This is a genomic window from Aquicoccus sp. SU-CL01552, assembly GCF_040365005.1.
GTDB lineage: Bacteria > Pseudomonadota > Alphaproteobacteria > Rhodobacterales > Rhodobacteraceae > Antarcticimicrobium.
On the sequence record NZ_BAABWV010000012.1, the window covers coordinates 16,646 to 32,846 of the forward strand.

The 16,201-nt window shown below is 66.3% G+C and carries 16 protein-coding genes and 1 pseudogene; 10 read left to right on the top strand and 7 right to left on the bottom strand.

Annotated elements, in window-relative coordinates; all coding sequences use genetic code 11:
• Positions 1-40 precede the first annotated feature (40 nt).
• Positions 41-799 carry a phosphoribosylaminoimidazolesuccinocarboxamide synthase gene (gene purC, locus ABWV23_RS14030; RefSeq protein ID WP_353348801.1) on the bottom strand — a complete coding sequence of 253 codons (759 nt, stop codon included), beginning with the start codon at positions 797-799 and terminating at the stop codon, positions 41-43.
• A 154-nt stretch (positions 800-953) separates the two neighbouring features.
• Here purC and ABWV23_RS14035 point away from each other — a divergent pair, with 154 nt between their 5' ends.
• Together ABWV23_RS14035 and bmt are read left to right on the top strand one after the other, a co-directional pair.
• Positions 954-1,274 (top strand): DUF1476 domain-containing protein, encoded by a 321-nt coding sequence (locus ABWV23_RS14035; RefSeq protein WP_353348803.1) that lies wholly within the window; start codon positions 954-956, stop codon positions 1,272-1,274.
• 174 nt (positions 1,275-1,448) lie between these two features.
• Positions 1,449-2,465 carry a betaine--homocysteine S-methyltransferase gene (gene bmt, locus ABWV23_RS14040; RefSeq protein ID WP_353348805.1) on the top strand — a complete coding sequence of 339 codons (1,017 nt, stop codon included), beginning with the start codon at positions 1,449-1,451 and terminating at the stop codon, positions 2,463-2,465.
• Positions 2,466-2,474: 9 nt separating this feature from the next.
• On the opposite strand, the gene ABWV23_RS14045 is transcribed toward bmt, so the two are convergent.
• From ABWV23_RS14045 to ABWV23_RS14070, 6 genes are all read right to left on the bottom strand, one after another.
• Positions 2,475-4,034 (bottom strand): S1 family peptidase, encoded by a 1,560-nt coding sequence (locus ABWV23_RS14045; protein ID WP_353348807.1) that lies wholly within the window; start codon positions 4,032-4,034, stop codon positions 2,475-2,477.
• Between the two features lie 69 nt (positions 4,035-4,103).
• Positions 4,104-4,877 carry an enoyl-CoA hydratase-related protein gene (locus ABWV23_RS14050; RefSeq protein ID WP_353348809.1) on the bottom strand — a complete coding sequence of 258 codons (774 nt, stop codon included), beginning with the start codon at positions 4,875-4,877 and terminating at the stop codon, positions 4,104-4,106.
• A gap of 87 nt (positions 4,878-4,964) precedes the next feature.
• On the bottom strand, positions 4,965-5,441 hold the full coding sequence (locus ABWV23_RS14055; RefSeq protein ID WP_353348811.1) for a cytochrome c-type biogenesis protein: 477 nt from the start codon (positions 5,439-5,441) through the stop codon (positions 4,965-4,967).
• Entirely contained in the window at positions 5,438-7,405 is a 1,968-nt protein-coding gene (locus ABWV23_RS14060) for a heme lyase CcmF/NrfE family subunit (RefSeq protein ID WP_353348813.1), read from the bottom strand. Before ABWV23_RS14060 ends, ABWV23_RS14055 begins: the two co-directional genes overlap by 4 nt.
• A gap of 100 nt (positions 7,406-7,505) precedes the next feature.
• The gene (locus tag ABWV23_RS14065) at positions 7,506-8,093 is read right to left on the bottom strand and encodes a holin family protein (protein WP_353348815.1); all 588 of its coding nucleotides are present in this window, start codon (positions 8,091-8,093) and stop codon (positions 7,506-7,508) included.
• Positions 8,084-8,695: a holin-associated N-acetylmuramidase gene (locus ABWV23_RS14070; protein ID WP_353348817.1), complete on the bottom strand. Its 612-nt coding sequence runs from the start codon at positions 8,693-8,695 to the stop codon at positions 8,084-8,086. Before ABWV23_RS14070 ends, ABWV23_RS14065 begins: the two co-directional genes overlap by 10 nt.
• Positions 8,696-8,940: 245 nt before the next feature.
• Here ABWV23_RS14070 and ABWV23_RS14075 point away from each other — a divergent pair, with 245 nt between their 5' ends.
• From ABWV23_RS14075 to ABWV23_RS14110, 8 genes and pseudogenes are all read left to right on the top strand, one after another.
• Positions 8,941-9,405, top strand: coding sequence for a MarR family winged helix-turn-helix transcriptional regulator (locus ABWV23_RS14075; protein WP_353348819.1), 465 nt, complete (start codon positions 8,941-8,943; stop codon positions 9,403-9,405).
• A gap of 417 nt (positions 9,406-9,822) precedes the next feature.
• On the top strand, positions 9,823-10,578 hold the full coding sequence (locus tag ABWV23_RS14080; RefSeq protein ID WP_353348821.1) for a GntR family transcriptional regulator: 756 nt from the start codon (positions 9,823-9,825) through the stop codon (positions 10,576-10,578).
• Positions 10,575-11,567 carry a TRAP transporter substrate-binding protein DctP gene (gene dctP / locus ABWV23_RS14085; RefSeq protein WP_353348823.1) on the top strand — a complete coding sequence of 331 codons (993 nt, stop codon included), beginning with the start codon at positions 10,575-10,577 and terminating at the stop codon, positions 11,565-11,567. Before ABWV23_RS14080 ends, dctP begins: the two co-directional genes overlap by 4 nt.
• Before the next feature lie 118 nt (positions 11,568-11,685).
• Positions 11,686-12,198 (top strand): TRAP transporter small permease, encoded by a 513-nt coding sequence (locus ABWV23_RS14090; protein WP_353348825.1) that lies wholly within the window; start codon positions 11,686-11,688, stop codon positions 12,196-12,198.
• Positions 12,199-12,264: 66 nt separating this feature from the next.
• Positions 12,265-13,523, top strand: a pseudogene (locus ABWV23_RS14095) (TRAP transporter large permease).
• Between the two features lie 25 nt (positions 13,524-13,548).
• Positions 13,549-14,058 (top strand): V4R domain-containing protein, encoded by a 510-nt coding sequence (locus ABWV23_RS14100; RefSeq protein WP_353348827.1) that lies wholly within the window; start codon positions 13,549-13,551, stop codon positions 14,056-14,058.
• The gene (locus tag ABWV23_RS14105; protein WP_353348829.1) at positions 14,055-15,452 is read left to right on the top strand and encodes an FAD-binding oxidoreductase; all 1,398 of its coding nucleotides are present in this window, start codon (positions 14,055-14,057) and stop codon (positions 15,450-15,452) included. The genes ABWV23_RS14100 and ABWV23_RS14105 overlap by 4 nt, the downstream gene beginning before the upstream one ends.
• Complete coding sequence (locus tag ABWV23_RS14110; protein WP_353348831.1) at positions 15,449-16,192, top strand: HpcH/HpaI aldolase family protein; 744 nt, start codon at positions 15,449-15,451, stop codon at positions 16,190-16,192. Before ABWV23_RS14105 ends, ABWV23_RS14110 begins: the two co-directional genes overlap by 4 nt.
• Positions 16,193-16,201 lie beyond the last annotated feature (9 nt).

The following is a 16,201-nucleotide window of genomic DNA, read 5'->3' on the forward strand; positions in this document are numbered from 1 at the left end:
TTGATTTCGCATATCCTGTGCCCGCATCCGGGCGCAGGTCTCAGTTGATCAGCGTCGGCTTGGTGACCTGTGCGTTCTTCGGCAGCACGCCCAGGCGGCGGGCAACCTCGGAATAGGCGTCGGTCAGGCTGCCCAGGTCGCGGCGGAACACGTCCTTGTCCAGCTTGCGGCCGGTCTCGATATCCCACAGACGGCAGCTGTCCGGGCTGATCTCGTCGGCGACGATCAGGCGCTGGAAATCGCCGTCATAGACGCGGCCGACCTCGATCTTGAAATCCACCACGCGGATGCCGACGCCATACATCACGCCGGACAGGAAATCGTTGACCCGCAGCGCCAGGCTGAGAACATCGTCCATGTCCTGCTGGCTGGCCCAGCCAAAGGCGGCGATATGCTCCTCGGTGACCAACGGATCGCCGAGCGCATCGTCCTTGTAGCAATATTCCACGATCGGGCGCGGCAGTTGCGTGCCCTCTTCGACGCCCAGCCGTTTCGACAGCGACCCGGCAGCGAAATTGCGCACGATCACCTCAAGCGGGATGATCTCGCAGGCGCGCACCAGTTGTTCGCGCATGTTCAGCCGACGAATGAAGTGGGTGGGAACGCCGACCTGGTTCAGCCCGGTCATGAAATATTCGCTCAGGCGGTTGTTCAGAACCCCCTTGCCATCGATCACGTCTTTCTTCTCGGCGTTGAAGGCGGTGGCGTCATCCTTGAAATACTGTACGATGGTCCCGGGTTCGGGGCCTTCGTAGAGGATTTTCGCCTTACCTTCGTAAATCTTGTTGCGGCGCGCCATGCGAGACCTTTCGGCTATCCGTCGGGGATGAGTCCCCGCGCGTGCTGCCGTCATAGTGCAAGGGCCGCAGTGCCGCAAGCTAACGGACCCTCTTGCGGTCGGCCCGATGCGACGGCATACCGGACCAAAGAGCCATTTATCAGGGGCAACACCCATGACCACATTCAACGACCGCGAAAACGCCTTCGAGAACAAATACGCGCACGACGAGGAAATGCAGTTCAAGGCACAGGCCCGCTGCAACAAGCTGCTGGGTCTCTGGGCCGCCGCGCTGATGGGCAAGACCGGCGACGAGGCCGAGGTCTATGCCAAGTCGGTGGTGATCTCCGATTTCGAAGAGGCCGGGCACGAGGACGTGGTGCGCAAGGTCGCCGGCGACCTGGGCGACAAGTCCAGCCCCGAGGCGGTGCGCGCCAAGATGGCCGAGCTTCTGCCCGAAGCCAAGGCGCAGATCCTGAAAGAGACCGGCGCGTAAGCTGCCCGCTCTGACCGGCTTGCACCTGATCGGCCCCGCCGGGCGGATCGGACCGGGCCTCATGATCATGTTGAGCCATTGTGATTTGCCAAAACGCCCCGTCCGTGACAGACGGGGCGCCTCTGTATCCACGTGCGCGAACGCCCACCAAATGACAGCAACGGAGCGACGGAAATGACTAACGCCCTTTCCAAGATGCTGGCGGAAAAGGATTTTCTCCTTGCCGACGGCGCAACCGGCACTAATCTGTTCAACATGGGGCTGCAATCCGGCGACGCGCCCGAGCTGTGGAACACCGACGAGCCGGACAAGATCACCGCGCTGTACAAGGGGGCGGTGGACGCGGGCAGCGACCTGTTCCTGACCAACACCTTTGGCGGCAACGCCTCGCGGCTGAAGCTGCACGGCGCCGAGAAACGCGTGCGCGAGTTGAACCGCATCGGCGCCGAACTGGGCCGCAACCTGGCCGACAAGACCGAGCGCAAGGTCGTCGTGGCCGGGTCGGTGGGTCCGACCGGGGAAATCATGGAGCCGGTCGGCAGCCTCAGCCATGCGCTGGCGGTCGAGATGTTCCACGAACAGGCCGAAGGGCTGAAAGAGGGCGGCGCCGATGTTGTCTGGGTGGAAACCATTTCCGCCGCCGAGGAATTCCGCGCCGCCGCCGAGGCCTTTGGCCTGGCCGGCATGGCATGGTGCGGCACGATGAGTTTCGACACCGCCGGGCGCACCATGATGGGCGTCACCTCGGCCGATCTGGCGCAACTGGTCGAAAGCCTGCCCAACCCGCCGATCGCCTTTGGCGCAAATTGCGGCACCGGTGCCTCGGATATCCTCAGGACCGTGCTGGGATTCGTCGCCCAAGGCACCGAGCGGCCGATCATCTCAAAGGGCAACGCCGGCATTCCGAAGTACGTGCACGGCCATATCCATTACGACGGCACGCCGGAACTGATGGCCGATTACGCGGTGATGGCCCGTGATTCGGGCGCGCGCATCATCGGCGGCTGCTGCGGCACCACGCCGGAACACCTGGCGCATATGCGCGAGGCACTGGACAGCCGTCCGCGCGGCGAGCGTCCGACGCTGGAACAGATCACGGCGGCGCTGGGGGCCTTTACCTCGGCCTCCGACGGCACCGGCGACGATGACGGCGGCGAGGCGCGCCCGCGTCGGCGGCGCCGGCGGGGCTGACCCCCTGCCCTAGTTCACCTCGCGTTCCGCGATCAGCGCCCGGATGTGGTGCGCCGGAACGCCCAGGTTCGAGCCACCGAATTCCGGCATGATCGCGGTGTTCACCGCGGTCACCGCGCCGTCCAGAGTCAGGACCGGCCCGCCGCTGCCGCCGTGAGTGGTTTCGGCGTCATAGACCACCGCCGCCTCGGTCGCCTGCCCGACGATTCCACGGCTTGCCAGCGGCGAGATCAGCCCCGCCTCGGCCAGCCGCGCCGCCACCGTCCAGAAATCGGTCTCTCCGGTCGCCTGCAGATCCTCGACGAACTGCGCCCCTGACTGTGCCAGCAGCGACATCAGCCCGGTGGGATAGCCCATCACGATCACCCCCTCGCCCGGCGCCGGCGGTGCCTCGGCCAGCGTCAGCCCCGGCGGCAGGATCGCCCCCTCTTCCGGCGTCAGCAACGCCAGGTCCACGGTTTCGCTCACCCGGTCGAGGCGCAGCTGCACCGGATCGGGCCGCCCCGGGAAGTAGGCCAGGAACCGGGTCATCACCGGCTCCAGCGGTGCGGGTCCGTCCCGACCCGCCGGTTTCTCGCCCCAGGGGAGGGCCACGTGCCGGTTGGTCACCAGCACCGCCCCCTCGCCCAGCACGAAGCCGGTGCCGTTGAACTGCACCTCGGCCACCGGCCCCTCGCCCAGCAGCGACAGGAACGGCTGCCCGCCCGGCTGCATCAACGGCACCCCGCCGGGCCCCAGCACATGGCGCAACATCATCCCGCTCTCGCGGTCGCGCAGCCCGTAGCTGCCCTGCACGAAGGCCACCGCGGGCCGTGCGGTGCCGATCACCCGGCGGGCCGCCTCCGAGCGCGCCTCGAGCGTTTCCAGCCGCTCCGACGTGGTGCTCAACCGGCCGCGCAGATCCTCGCGCAGCGCCGCCAGGTCGCCCTTGCGGATCGCATCCCGCCGGGCCGCCGCCAGTTCCGAGGCCAGGACATCGACCTGCGCCGTGCCGCTCTGGATCTCGGCGCGCAGGCGCTGGTCAGTGCGATATTGCAGGTAGACCAGCACGCTCAACAGCATCAAGGCGCCCAGCACCGCAACCCGGAACAACACCGTGGTATCGCGGATCAGCCGCCGGGTCAGATCGCCCGAGGCCCGCGCCGCCCGGGCCGGCAAGGGGCGACGGCTGCTGTGCAGGTAGGACAGGCTGTCGCCCACGATCTCGCCCAGGGTGGGCTTGGGCCGGCGCTGGCTGTCGAAGACCCGAAACCGCGAAATCGGCCCGTTCTCGCCGAACTCGATCATGTCACCGGGGCGCAGCCGCGCCTGCTCGACCCGGATTCCATTGACCCAAAGCGGTCCCTTGTCGGCGGCCTCGACATCGAACTCCGCACCGCTGCGCGCCAGCCGCGCGACGAGGGTGGCATCATCGGGGCCGTCCTCACCGGGGCCGACCGGCACAAGCCCGCCGTCCGCCGCCAGCCAGAACGCGGTGCGGGCACCGGTGATCCAGGTCACCTCGCCACGGCACCGGCCGGTCAGATGCTCCAGCGCCGCGACGATCGGGCTATGGCTCAGGGCTGTCATCGTGCCTGATGGCACGCCTTTTGCCCCGGCCTGTCAATGCAATTCCCCATGCGCGTGCCTGCAGTCGGCTCAGCGCCCCTCGAACTTCGCGGCGCGTTTCTCGACGAAGGCCACGACCCCCTCCTGAAAATCGCGGGTGCGCCCGCAGGCGCCCTGCAACTGCGCCTCGGTGGCCAGCTGTTCCTCCAGTCCGGCGTCGAAACTGCCGCGCAGGGCGGTCTTGACCGCGGCAAAGGCCTGGGTTGGCCCCTCGGCGAGATAGGCCGCGCGGCGGCGCCAGTGGGCATCGAATTCCGCGTCCTCTACCGCCTCCCAGATCATGCCCCAGCGTTCCGCCTGCCGCGCCGAGATCCGGTCGGCGAACAGCGCCGCGCCCATCGCCTTGGCCAGCCCCACCTGGCGCGGCAGAAACCAGGTGCCGCCGGCATCCGGGATCAGCCCGATCCGGGTAAAGGCCTGCAGGAAATAGGCGCGCTCGGCCGCAATTACCACGTCGGTGGCCAGCGCCAGGCTGGCCCCCGCCCCCGCCGCCGGGCCGTTGACGGCGGCCAGCGTCGGTACCGGGCAGTTGCAGATCGCCTGCAACATGGGGGTATATTCGTCGCGCAGGATCCGCTCCAGGTCCGGGACACCGCCGCCGGCGTCGCCCAAGTCCTGCCCGGTGCAGAACGCCGCCCCGGCCCCGGTCAGCACCACCGCGCGGGCACGCTTGGCCGCATCGGTCATCGCATGGGTAATCTCGGCACGCATCTGGGCCGACAGCGCGTTCATCTTGTCGGGCCGGTTCAGCGTCAGAACGGCAAGCCCGCCGTCGATCTCAAGCGTGATGGTCTGGTATTGCATCGCCCTGGTTCTCCGCGCGCTATCTCATGTGACAAATCGCGCGGAGAGTGGCCCATGCCGCCCCCGAGGGAAAGGGCCGACCGCGCGTCAGTCCTCGAGAATGCGGCGAAGCCGGGCCTTCTCGTCCTCGGTCAGCGCGCTTTCCTGCGGCCGCGCGGCCCGGGACCGGCCCCGAAGATAGGCCCAGGCCATCGCCACCGCCATCAGCAGCATCAGCGGCCCCGCCGCCCAGAGCAGCCAGTTCGCCCCGGTCGTGGTCGGCCGCAGCAAGACGAACTCGCCATAGCGGTCGACGATGAAATCGACGACCTCCTCGTTGCTGTCGCCCGCCACCAGGCGTTCGCGCACCAACAGGCGCAGATCGCGCGCCAGTTCGGCGTTGGATTCGTCGATGTTCTCGTTGCGGCATACCAGGCAACGCAGATCCTTGCTGATCACCCGCGCGCGGGCCTCCATCGCCGGATCGGCCAGTATCTCGTCCGGCTGAACCGCCCATGCCGGTCCCGAGAGGGCCAGGACCAGAACCACCAGCCCCCCCCGGATCACCTGCGATATGCGCCTCATTCCGCCGGCACCGTCTTGCGGGCACCCTTGCGCGCACCCGCCGCGACGCGGAACCGTCGGTCGCTCAGGCTCAGCAACCCGCCCAGCGCCATCAGCATCGCACCGCCCCAGATCCAGTTGGCAAACGGCTTGATATAGGTCCGGACCGCCCATCTTCCGTCATCCTGACGATCCCCGATCACGACATAGACGTCGCGGGTGAACCCGTTGTCGATCGCCGCCTCGGTGGTCGGCATCTGCGCCACCGGATAGGTCCGCTTCTCGGGGTGCAGCACCGTCAGGGCACGATCGCCGCGCGCCAGTGTCACCGTGCCCGTGGTCGAGAAATAGTTCGGCCCGCGCAACTGCTCCACCTTGGTCAGGGTCAGGGTATAGGCCCCCACCTCGAACGGCGTGTTCAACTGCACCACGCGGATGTCCTCCTGCTCCCAGGCGGTCAGCCCGGCGATGGCAAAGATCGTCGCGCCCAGCCCGGCATGGGCCACCGCCTTGCCCCAGTCAGCCCGCGGCAGCCGGGCCAGACGGCCCAGCCGGTTGGCCCCGCGCCCGGTGCGCGACCACAGGTCCAGCGCCGCGCCCGACACGATCCAGGCGCCAAGAAACACGCCCACCGGCCCCAGCGCGCTGCGCCCGGTCTGCATCGCCCAGACCAGCACCGCCAGCGCCACTGCCAACGCAAAGGCATAGCGCAGGGACCACGCCACGCGCCCCAGCCGCCCGCGCTTCCACGGCAGCATCGCGCCGATCGGCAGCACCAGCCCGAGCATCACCATGAACGGGGTGAAGGCCGAGTTGAAGAACGGCGGGCCGACGCTCAGCTTTCGATCAAAGGCCATCTCGGCCACGATCGGCCAGAGCGTACCAAAGAAAATGACGAAACTGGAGACCGCCAGCAGGATGTTGTTGACCACCAGCGCGCTTTCGCGGCTCACCATGCCGAAGACGCCGCGCGCCTCCATCACGTTGGCCCGCGCGGCAAAGAGCAACAGCGCGCCGCCGGTAAAGACCGCCAGAATGATCAGGATGAACACCCCGCGTTCCGGGTCATTGGCAAAGGCATGCACCGAGGTCAGCAACCCCGAGCGCACGATGAAGGTGCCGATCAGCGAAAAGCCGAAGGCGAGGATCGCGAGCAGGATGGTCCAGCTTTTCAGCGCCTCGCGCTTCTCCACCACGATGGCGGAGTGCAGCAGAGCGGCGGCCAGCAGCCAAGGCATGAAGCTCGCGTTCTCGACCGGGTCCCAGAACCAGAACCCGCCCCAGCCCAGCTCATAATAAGCCCACCAGGAGCCCAACGCGATGCCGATGGTCAGGAAGATCCAGGCCGCCAGCGTCCACGGTCGCACCCAGCGTGCCCAAGCGGCATCCACCCGCCCCTCGATCAGGGCGGCGACGGCAAAGCTGAACGCCATGCTCAGCCCGACGTAGCCGAGGTAGAGGAAGGGAGGGTGAAAGGCGAGGCCCGGATCCTGCAGCAGCGGGTTCAGATCCTCGCCGTCGAACGGCGGTACGGCCAGCCGCAGGAACGGGTTGGAGGTAAAGAGGATGAAGGCATAGAAGGCCACACCGATCGCCGCCTGCACCGACAGCACCCGCGCCCGCAGCGTCGGCGGCAGGTTGCCCCCGAACCAGGCTGCCGTGGCGCCGAACAGAGACACGATCAATACCCAGAGCAGCATCGACCCCTCGTGGTTCCCCCACAGCCCGCTGATCTTGTAAAGCAGCGGCTTGGCCGAATGGCTGTTCAGCACCACCACCCGCAGCGAGAAATCCGAGGTCACGAAGGCATGCATCAGCGCCGCGAAGGCAAAACCTGTCATCAGGAACTGAAGCGTCGCGGCCGGTTCGGCCACGGCCATCCAGCCCGGCCACCTCTTGTGTGCGCCTACCATCGGCACGATCATCTGTACGATTGCGGCCATGAAGGCCAGCACCAGGGCGAAATGTCCGAGTTCTGTAATCATGCCCCGATGTATAGGGGGGCGACCGCGCGCGGCCAATAACTTTCACCACCGTCGCACGATCACATTGTCGCATCCCCCCCCGCATCTTATCCTGCGCAGGTTATCCGCGGCGCAGCGCCCGCCAATCCTCCAGTGCGGGGTTGTCCTCGGACCCGGACGCCAACAACATCAAGCTGGCATCGGTGCCCGGATCGGCCGCGCCGGGAGTATCAGCGGTGCCCGGCCGAAGCCGATCCAGCGCCGAGAGATTGTCCATCACCGCCGGGGCCGTCGCCAGTTGCGCCGCCAGGTCGCGCTGAAACGCCTGGTGCTTGCTCTGGTGCCGCGCCCCGAAATAGAACGAGACGATCACCCCGAGCAGCCACCACAGCGGCTCCGGCACCAGCGCGATGCCCTGCATCCGCGCGGCGAACCACAGCGGGTCGATCATCGCCGCGGCGAACAGCCCCAGCGTCCCAAGCGCCAAGGCCGGGCGTGGCAGACGATTCAACCCGTCGATGAACCGGTCGAACATCCCCTGCCGGGGCCGGGCGAATTCCGCCCCGAACTGTGCCAACGCGCCGTGCTGCACCGCCACGTCGCGCCGAGCCCCGGCCTCGGCGTTTTCGTGAAATACTTCAACGGTATCGCGCAACACATTGCGCCCATTTCCGAAAACCAGCGACAGAAGATCGAGGATCACTCCCATGCCGCCACCCTTTCGCGGAACTCCGCCGCGCTCAGGTGATAACGCGGCGAGAGAAACGCCTCGGCCCGCCGGATCCAACCGCCCTTGCCGCCGGCGCGGGTGCGGGCATACTTCCGGCTCGCCGGTCGATGGTCGGCAAGGCGGAAATAATACGTCCGGCGCGCCACCCCGTAGGCATCGCGCAGCGCCACCGGGTCCGGTCGCGCGGCGTCCTGCACGGCGGCAAGGGTCTGCGACCCGATCACCCCGTCCACCGCCACCGCAAAGCCCATCTCGCGCAGCAGCCGTTGCAGGATCTTGACCGCGTTCGCCCCGGAATTGACATACATGTCGAACAGCGCCGGTTGCAGTGCCGCGGGCATCTCGGCGATCCGGGGTCGCTCGTAGTAATGGGCCAGCAGGATCTCCACCGCCTGCGCCCGGCTCAGCGCCCGCACATCGGCGATGCCCACTGCGCCGTCTCCGGTCAGGTCCAGCCCCAGCCGCCGCAGGGTGTGAATCGTCACCCCGTGATTGGTCGCCCCACCCGGATCGTCGGGATCGTTGACGAAACCGCCTTCGCGGTCCACGATCTCTTCGGCGATCTGCCGCACGTTCTGCATCGGCGCCCTCCTTTTCGGGAAACGCGGAGAACGCTGCGACAAGAGCGTTAAGACAGGATCACGGCACCGTCCGCGGAAAATCCGCGCCGGGCGCAACACCCGCGCTGGTCCGCTCTCACCCGCGACCGCTTTGACCAGCCCGCCCTGGTTTTGATCAAATCGGTACAGAACAGAGTTTACCTTTGGTTGCAAAATTTGATACTTGAAGTAAATTTTGAAACTCAAGCACAGTGCGGGACCGCCCCATGGACGCCCAGACCAACCACCGGATCGAAGATGACAGCCTCGCGCGCCAGCGCTTGCGCCTGTGGCTGCAGATGCTCAAGGCGACGCGCCATGTCGAAGCCGCCCTGCGCGAACGGCTGCGTGCCGGATACGACACCACGCTGCCGCGCTTTGACGTGCTGGCCGCGCTTCATGCCCACCCCGAGGGGATGAAGATGAGCGAGTTGTCGCAGCACCTGGTGGTGTCAAATGGCAATGTCACCGGCGTCGTGAATCGCCTTGTCACCGACGGTCTGGTCGAGCGACAGACCCTTGCAAGCGACCGCCGCGCCTTTCTGGTTCGGATCACCGAGCAAGGCAGGACCCTGATGGAGGACATGGTCGAGCAGCATCTGGGCTGGATCGACGAGATGCTCTCCGAGGTTCCCGAGGCCGATGCCGCGCGCGGCATCTCGATCATGCTGGATATCCGGCACAAGCGCTGATTGCCACCGCGTCCCTGTTGGGCTGCCCCTCGGGGCGTGAACCTCGTCGAACGAATGCGAGGGACAGGCCGAAAACCCGGCCTGCGCCTGCACGGGGTCACCCCCTGATCCGCTGCGGCGCCTGCCCTGCGCATGGCTGGAGATTTCCCAGAATCATCGGCGACTGATAGGCTGAAACCCCTTCAAGATTAAAATCAATTTTGAATTTCCCTCATGGGTTGCGCCCTGGGCGCCCGTGTGATCGCGGCATTGCCAATACGTCCAGGAAATGACGTTTCCTTTGTAAAACTGGCCGATAACTGCCTTGTTTTGAGGCCAGCCCAGACCCCTCGCCCAGAACCGGACTGATCCTCATGCGAAATTTTCTTGCAATTATTATTTTAAGCTTGAAGGTATACCGAAAAGGGAGCGCCTGGATTGACCACACATCGCGAACGCTCGATACCATTGGCCCAGCGGGTTTACGAAGGTCTGCTCGAAGACATCGCGGCGCGCCGTCGGCTGGCCGGTGAGCGGTTGATCGAGGCCGCGATCGCGCGTCAGATGGATGTCTCCCGCACCCCGGTGCGCGAAGCCCTGAACCGGCTCGAGAACGACGGGCTGATCCGCGGCACCAAGCCCAGCGGATACATCGTCATCACCCCGTCCATGGCGGATATCCACGAGATCTTCGAGATCCGCCAGGCGCTCGAACCGGTCGCCTTCGCCAACGTGGTGGCGCAGGCCACGCCGGAGGACGACGAAGAGTTCCGGGGGCTGTTCGAAGCGATCCAGGCCGCCCACACGCCAGAGGCATCGGCCAAGGCCAACAAGGATTTTCGCGCCTTCTGGGTCGACCGGATCCGCAACACGCGCCTGCGCGAAACCCTGCTGCGCTTTCACCTGCAGGTCCAGCTGGTCCGCAACGCGACCCTGCATTCCCCAGAGGGTCGCGACGCGGCGCGCATCGGCTCCCAAGACATCGCGGCGGCCTATTTCGCCCGCGACACCGCCGCCGCCTTTACCGCGATGCGAAACTTCGTGGATGCCGCCCTGGTCTTTTTCCAGCGCGCGGACAAAGGCGGTTTTCCGCAGCCCCCCGCCCGTTCCTCGCAGGACGGGCAACACACGACGACCGACAAGAAGTCTCGGAAACAACCCGACCCCATTCCAACGCAAGAGAGGACACCATGACCAAGCATACATACATCAAGGGCCTTGCCGCCGCTGCCCTGTTCGGGCTCAGCTCCGTTGCCGCCCAGGCCGAAGAGGTGATCCGCGCGATCACCTTCGTTCCGGCGCAGGTCTCGTTTGCCCGCAATTTCCAGGGCTTCGTCGACCTCGTGAACGAACGCGGCGAGGGCGTCGTCCAGATCCAGGTGATCGGTGGTCCCGAAACCATCCCGATGGCCCGCATGGGCGACGCGCAGAAGAACGGCATCGCCGACATGTTCATGCTGCCCGCCGGCCTCTACCTCAATCTGGTGCCGGAAGGCGAAGCCTTTGCCGGCTCCAACCGCGACCCGATGAGCCTGCGCGCCGACGGCGGCATCGACCTGGTCAACAAGGCCTTTCACGCCAAGGGTAACGCCCATGTCCTGGCCCATGTGGACGGCGGCGCCGGCTTCCACCTGTGGACCACCAAGAAGCCGGGCATTGATGAAAACGGTCAGATCGACCTGAGCGGCATCCGCCTGCGCTCGTCGCCGCTTTACCGGGCCTTCCTCGAGAAGCTGGGCGCAACCATCGTGGTTCAGGCCGCCGGCGAGGTCTACACCTCTCTCGAGCGTGGCGTCGTCGATGGCACCGGCTGGCCGGTGACCGGCCTGCGCGACTACGGCTGGGACAAGTTCCTGAAATACCGCATCAACCCGAGCTTCTTCCAGACCGACGTTCTGGTTTCCATGAACCTCGACAGCTGGAACGGGCTGTCGGACGAGGCCAAGGCCATCGTCAACCAGGCTGCGATCGACCACGAGAAATCGTCCTATGAGGCCAACGTCGCGCTCAACGTGACCGAGGGCGAAATCCTTGCCGAGGGCGGTATCGAGACCATCGAACTGACCGGCGAGCAACGCGAAACCTTCCTCAGGACCGCCTACGACATCGCCTGGGAACGCCTCAAGGGCCGCGACGCCACCATGCACGACGAGTTGAAAGCGGTCTTCTTCGAAGACTTCTGAAGCCACCCTAGGTCACGGGCGGGCCGGGGCGCCTGCCCTACCGGCCCGTGACCGAACCCAAGGGCGCGCGCCCCCCCCCCCGTGCGAGGGACCCGTACAGCCCCAAAGGACACCCCAAATGCCTCTTTTCCTCCGCCTTCTCGACTGGACATCACTGATGTTGTTTCGACTGGCCTGCCTGCTGGTCGCCGCCATCGTCGTGGTCGTCACCTACGATGTCACCTCTCGCAACCTCGGCCTGCCGACCGCGGTCTGGGCGGTGAATTCCGTCGAGTACGCGATGCTTTACATCACCTTCCTGTGCCTGCCGCACCTGGTCCTGACCAAGGGGCATGTCTGCGTCGAGGTTCTGCTGACCTACCTTCCCAAGGGCCTGCGCCGCATTTGGGAGAACGCACTCCAGATCGTTTCCGCGCTGATCTGCTTCTACCTGACGTGGCACACGGCAAGCTCGTTCTTCCGGGTGCTGGCCGACGGCTCCTACGAGGTGCGCTCCTTCGATGCGCCGATGTGGGCGGTCTACCTTTCGATGCCGATCGGGTTCGGAATCGGCGGTCTTCAGTTCCTGTCCTTCTTTGCCCGCAATGACAGCTTTTTCGGCGCGCCGCCCGATGCGCATGCCGGTATGTAAGGAGAGCACGACATGATGGACTGGACCCTTTCAATCGCCATCCTCATCGGCGGCCTGCTGTTCTCCATGGGGATCGGCCTGCCGGTGGCGCTCGGCTTTTTCGTCATCAACGTCATCGGCGTGTTCCTCTTCATGGGGGGCGCGCGTGGCATCGACCAGATGATCGCCAACGCGACGCTGGCGGTCTCGACCTATTCGCTGGCGCCGGTGCCGCTGTTCCTGGTCATGGGCTCGCTGTTCTTCCACTCGGGTCTTGCGCGCCGTGTGCTCGACGCGATCGACGTGCTGATCGGCCGCCTGCCGGCGCGCCTGTCGTATCTCACCGTGACCTCGGGCACCGTGTTTGCCGCCCTGTCGGGCTCTTCGCTGGCCAATACCGGCATGCTGGGCACACTGATGGTCCCTGAGATGATGAAGCGCGGCTACAAGAAACACATGGCGATCGGCCCGATCCTCGGTTCGGGAGGGCTCGCCGTCATTATCCCGCCCTCGACGCTTGCCGTGCTGTTCGGCTCGCTCGCGCAGATCGACATCGGCGGGCTTCTGGTTGCCGGTCTCCTTCCCGGCTTGATCCTGGCCTGCCTCTACGCGCTGCTGATCTTCGTGCAGGCCAAGGTCGATCCCGAGGCGGCGCCCACCTACGATTACGAGCCGCTGCCGGTGTCGCTGCGCATCAAGGTGTTCTGCCGCGACATCCTGCCGATGGCGGTCATCATCCTTGCCGTGGTCGGCTCGATCCTGACCGGCTTCGCGACCCCCACCGAAAGCGGCGCGCTGGGAATCGTGGCCGTCGCGCTTCTCGCGCTGATTTTCAAGGCGCTCGACATGGAGGCGATCACGACCGCCATCGCAGATGCGGCGCGGGTCACCGGCATGACATTCCTGCTGATCACCGCCTCGTCGACCTTTGCGCAGCTTTGGCCTTCTCGGGCGCCTCTTCGGGCATGGTCCGCTGGGCCACCTCGCTGGAGATGGGGCCGACCGAAACCCTTCTGGTCATGGCGCTCATCCTGCTGGTTCTCGGCATGTTCATGGACCAGGTCTCGATGATGCTCATCACGCTGCCGCTCTTCGTTCCGCTGGCGACCTCGCTGCACTTCGACATGGTCTGGTGGGGCCTGATCATGCTGTTGATGCTCGAGGTCAGCTTTACCACCCCGCCCTTCGGCCTGCTGCTGTTCGTCATGTACGGGGTCAGCCCGCCGGGCACGACACTCCCCGAGGTCGCACGCGCCGCACTGCCCTACATCGCCTGCGTCTTCGTGTTGATCGGGCTGGTGATCGTCTTCCCGACACTGGCGACCTTCATCCCGTCGCTGATGTAAGCGGACAAAAGAAAAGGAACCTGCCATGAGCTTTCGCGACCGTCTCGTTTTCGACGAGACCCAAGGCACCTATCACGACGGCGCGATGCGCTACATGTTCATCAAGCCCGAGGCGGTGATGCATATCGCGCTGGAAATGCCCGAGGATCAACGCCCCGCCGTGTTCGAGGCGATGGCGCGCTCGGTGTTCAAGAACGGCGGCAAATCGGCCCAGACCTACCAGGAGGCCGGCGCGGTAAATCCCGATGACCTCCTCGCGGTGATCCGGGAAACGTCCGGGCAACTTGGCTGGGGCAAGTGGACCACCGAGCTGGTCGAGGACCGGCTCAAGGTCACCGTGGAAAACTCGCCCTTCGTCATGGGTTATGGCGCCTCGGACACCCCGGTCTGCGCCCCGATCCTGGGGATGCTGCGGGCGGTATCCGGCATGATCCTCGGCGGGCCGACCGAGGTGCAGGAGGTCCAATGTGCCGCAACCGGGGCGGATAGCTGCGTGTTCGAGGCGCGGCTGGCGGACGCGTTGGCCAGCTCATGAGCTTTGCCGCGACCCTGCTCGATACCCTGGGGGCCGACATCATCACCCCGGGCGCGGATGTGCCCGAGAAATACCACCACGACTGGGCCGGCCTCGCGCCGGTCCAGCCGCTTGCCCTCGCCCGTCCGAGAACGACAGAGGACATCTCCCGGATCATGGCGGCCTGCCACGCCGCCGGCGTGCCGGTGGTGCCGCAGGGCGGGCTGACCGGCATTTCGGGTGCCGCCCATCCAAAGGCCGACGGGATCGTCCTGAGCCTTGAGCGCCTCGATGACATCGAGGCGATCGATGTCGACGCCGGCACCCTGACAGCCGGCGCCGGCGTGATCCTCGAAACCGCGCAGAACGCCGCCCGCGATGCCGGGCTGATGCTGGGCATCGACATCGGCGCGCGCGGCTCGTGCCAGCTTGGCGGCGTGCTCGCCACCAATGCGGGCGGTAACACGGTGGTGCGCTATGGCATGGCCCGCGACCACTTGCTCGGGCTCGAGGTGGTGCTGGCCGACGGCACCGTGATCAACGGCATGAACGCCATGCTCAAGAACAACAGCGGCCTTGACCTTAAGCAGCTTTTCATCGGCTCCGAGGGGCTACTGGGCGTCATCACCCGCTGCGTCCTGCGCCTGCACCCGCTGCCGCCCGCGACGGTCACCGCCTTTGTCGGCTGCGCCGGTTCGGACAGCGCGACCTCGCTGCTGCGCGCTGCGCGCGGCACGCTCGGGCCGATGCTGTCGAGCTTCGAGGTGATGTGGCCGAGCTTTTTCCACTTCATGTCCCGCGCTACAGGCCTCGGGTCGCCGCTAGCGGGGGAACACGGGGCCTATGCGATCATCGAGGCCACCGGATTCGACGCGGCGGCCACCCGCCAGGCGATGGAAAAGCTGTTCGAGACCGCCCTCGACACGGGGCTGGTCGAGGACGGCGTTCTGGCCAATTCCGTCAAGGAAGAGCGTGCGCTCTGGGCCGTGCGCGAAAGCCCGGCGGAATACGAAACCGTGCTTGGCCCTGTCATCCCCTTCGACGTCGGCATCCCGGTCTCGCAGATGGGCGAGGCGGTCACCCGGATCGAGGCCGCCGTGCACGACGCCTTTCCCTCTGCCCGCGCGCTGTCCTATGGCCATATCGGGGATTCCAACCTCCATGTGGTCGTGAACGTACCCGAGGCGGGACAGGATCAGCCGTCAAACGAGGTCAAGGCGACCGTCTACGCGATCACCCGCGCCTTGGGCGGTACGATCTCCGCCGAACACGGGATCGGTGCGATCAAGCGCGACTACCTCGCCTATTCGCGCACGGCCGAAGAGATCGCGCTGATGCGCCGGATCAAGGCGGCACTGGATCCCAAGGGCATCCTGAACCCGGGCAAGAGCTTTGCCGAAGGAAACTGTACATGACCTGCTTGCGCGACCGACTTCTCCGGCGGGATCCCCTGCGCGGCCCGTTCCTCGCCATCCCCTCGCCCGTCACGGTCGAGATCGTGGCCGGCGCCCGGCCCGATTTCGTCTGCATCGACACCGAACATAGCCCGATCTCGGACGCGCTTTTGACCGACATGATCCGCGCCGCCGATGTCGCGCGGGTTCCGGCACTGGTGCGTGTGCGCGGCAAGTCCCCCAACCACACCGCCGCCGCGCTCGACGCCGGGGCCATCGGCGTGATGGTCCCGCACATCTCCACCGCCAACGAGGCCGCCGCGGCGGTGCGCGCGGCCCGCTACGCCCCTGAGGGCGCACGCGGTGCCGGGCCTGGTCGGGCGGCGGGCTATCTGCGGGATATTCCGGGATATGTCGCGCGGGCCCGCGCCGAAACCGTGGTCGCGGTGCAACTCGAAACCCTGCAGGCGGTCGAGAACGCGTCCGACATCCTGGCGGTTCCGGGGATCGACCTTGCCTTTATCGGGCCGGGCGATCTCGGGGTTGACCTCGCCGCGCAGGGCGGCTCCCGCACGCTGGACGACCTGGTGAACGACCTGATCGACGCGGCGGCCCGGGCCGGGGTGCCGGCCGGGATCTTCACCGCCGACCGCGCGGCAAGCGCCGACTGGCTCCGGCGGCTGCCCTTCGTGATCGAAGGCTCCGATGCGCTGCTGCTCACCCAAGCAAGCGACACGGCCTTCGCCGCGCTGCCCGGGTAATCCCAACAC